This window comes from Streptomyces mesophilus (assembly GCF_011044995.1).
Lineage (GTDB): Bacteria > Actinomycetota > Actinomycetes > Streptomycetales > Streptomycetaceae > Streptomyces > Streptomyces mesophilus.
On the sequence record NZ_JAAKZW010000431.1, the window covers coordinates 1 to 2,389 of the forward strand.

The 2,389-nt window shown below is 72.4% G+C and carries 2 protein-coding genes; one reads left to right on the forward strand and one right to left on the reverse strand.

Translation table 11 applies throughout. The features are described from left to right. Positions 1–156 precede the first annotated feature (156 nt). The gene (locus G6045_RS40290; protein WP_165337210.1) at positions 157–1,566 is read right to left on the reverse strand and encodes a transcriptional regulator; all 1,410 of its coding nucleotides are present in this window, start codon (positions 1,564–1,566) and stop codon (positions 157–159) included. A 246-nt stretch (positions 1,567–1,812) separates the two neighbouring features. On the opposite strand from G6045_RS40290, the gene G6045_RS40295 reads away from it, so the two are divergent. Then, positions 1,813–2,389, forward strand: a 577-nt coding sequence (locus G6045_RS40295) for a bifunctional DNA primase/polymerase (protein ID WP_165337211.1), incomplete at its 3' end; no start/stop codon positions are given.

The window sequence follows — 2,389 nt, forward strand, 5'->3', positions numbered from 1 at the left end:
GTTCACGACCACGTGTCCCGCGGTACGCCCAGCTCCGGGCCCCGGTTCACGCCCCGCACGCAATCCCCGAGGGCCCTGCACAGAACCCTTACGCGGGCCCGGGCCCAGAACTCTTACGCAAGCCCGCACGCAGACCCGGACCCAGAACCCGCCCCCTCACGCAGCCTGAACGTCCAGCCGTGCCCCGAACTCCCGGACCACCGCCTCCTCGCCGAACGGCTCGAGGCGCTGCTGCAGATCGTCCAGGTACTCGGCCCCGCGGTTGGACCGCAGCGTCCCGAGCAGTTCCACGGCACGCATCCCCGTATGGCAGGCGTGCTCCACCTCGCGCCGCTGCACCTGCGCAGTGGCGAGCAGCACCAGACCGATCGCGCGCCGCCGCACCCGCGTCTCCGGAAGCCGGTCGAGCGCCTCGCGGGCCGCCCGCTCGGCCGCGTCGGCCTGGCCCAAGTCCCGGTAGCAGTGCGCCAGTTCATCGGCGAGATACGCCCGGTCGAAGTGCCGGATCCACACCGGGTCGTCACCGGACCCGGACCCGGGACCCGAGCCTGACCCGCTCGACTCCGCCCGCTCCATCGCCACCTCGGCCCGCGCGACCACCAGCTGGGTCGTCCGCGCGTCCCCGAGCAGCGCGTGCCCGCGTGCCTCCGCCGCGTAGAACATCGCCTCGGCCCGCGGCGTGACCCGCCCGCGCGCCCCCTCCTGCGCCGCGCGCGCCAGCTGTGCGATCTCGCGCGGATTGCCCAGCTGGGCCGCCAAGTGGCTCATGGACGCGGCCAGTACGTATCCGCCGTAGCCGCGGTCACCCGCGGCCTGGGCGAGCCGCAGCGCCTGGATGTAGTACCGCTGCGCGAGCCCCGGCTGTCCGGTGTCGATGGCCATGTAGCCCGCGAGTTCCGTCAACCGGGCCACCGCGGCGAAGAGTTCACGCCCCACCGCTTCCCGGTACGAGCCGGCGAGCAGCCCGGACACCACGGAGTTGAGGTAGTGCACGACGACCGGGCGCACGTGCCCGCTGCCGAACTGGTGGTCCAGCTGCGTGAGCGCGTCCGTCATCGCCCGCACCGCTTCGACATCGGCCGTACCGACCCGAGCCCCGGCCGACCGCGCCACCTGCTGGTCCATCCCGGTGATCAGCCAATCCCTACTGGGCTCGACGAGCGCGGACGCGGCCACGGACGAACCGGACAGGAAGTCGCGCCGCCCCACATCGCTGCGCCACAGCTCGCAGACCTGCTCGATCGCGCCGAGCACGGTGGGCGAGAACTGCAGCCCGACGCCCGACGCCAGGTTCTTGCCGTTGGCCATGCCGATCTCGTCGATCGTGACCGTGCGCCCCAGCTTGCGGCCGAGCGCCTCGGCGATGATCGCGGGGGCCCGCCCGCGCGGCTGCTGCCCGCGCAGCCAGCGCGCCACGGATGTCTTGTCATAGCGCAGATCGAGCCCGTGCTCGGCACCGCACATGTTCACCCGGCGCGCGAGCCCGGCATTGGAACAGCCGGCTTCCTGGATCAGCGCCTGCAGCCGTTCGTTCGGCTGCCGCGCTACGAGAGGCCTTGCGGCCATGGCGTACCCCCTGTGTGCGCCGGGTGTCTTTCGAAGAAGTGATCACTCGTGATGATCAATGCCCAGGTACGGAGGGGAAGATGCACAAGCCGTGACCGACCCCTCACAGCTGGCTACCCACCCCCGCTGCCGATCCGCTCGCGCGCCCCCGCCCATGCATCCATGCGCCCCGTATGCAGGATCGATGCGCCTGCGCGGCGCGCGGACAGCCCGTAACCCGCGGTGACGGCCGGAGTTGAACACTCCGTGGAAGAGACCATCACCCCCGCGACGGCCGACCGGATCCCTCAACAGCGCGGCGAGACGCTGCTCGACGCCGCCGTGCGGTATGCGGAGGAACGGCACTGGGACGTGTTCCCCGGCACCTGGCTCGAGATCCGCGAGGACTCCTCCGGCACCGAGTCCTGCTCGTGCGGCGCACACGCCTGCCCCCTGCCCGGTGCGCACCCGGCCCGCGAGGACTGGGCCACGCAGGCCACCGGCAGCGCCACGGTCGCGCGCCGGCTGTGGTCGAAGCAGCCGGGGTCCTCGATCCTGCTGCCGACCGGGCGCACCTTCGACGCGCTCGACGTGCCGGAGACCGCGGGTTTCCTGGCGCTCGCGCGCCTGGAGCGGATGGAGCTGACGCTCGGCCCGGTCACGCTGACGCCGAACCGCCGGATGCAGTTCTTCGTCCTGCCCGGGGCGACCGTCAAGATTCCCGATCTCGTACGGAAGTTGGGATGGGCTCCGGCCGCCCTCGACCTGCGCACGCTCGGTGAGGGCGACTGGGTCGCCGCACCCCCGACCCGCTTCGGCTCGCAGGGCGCCGCACAGTGGGCCC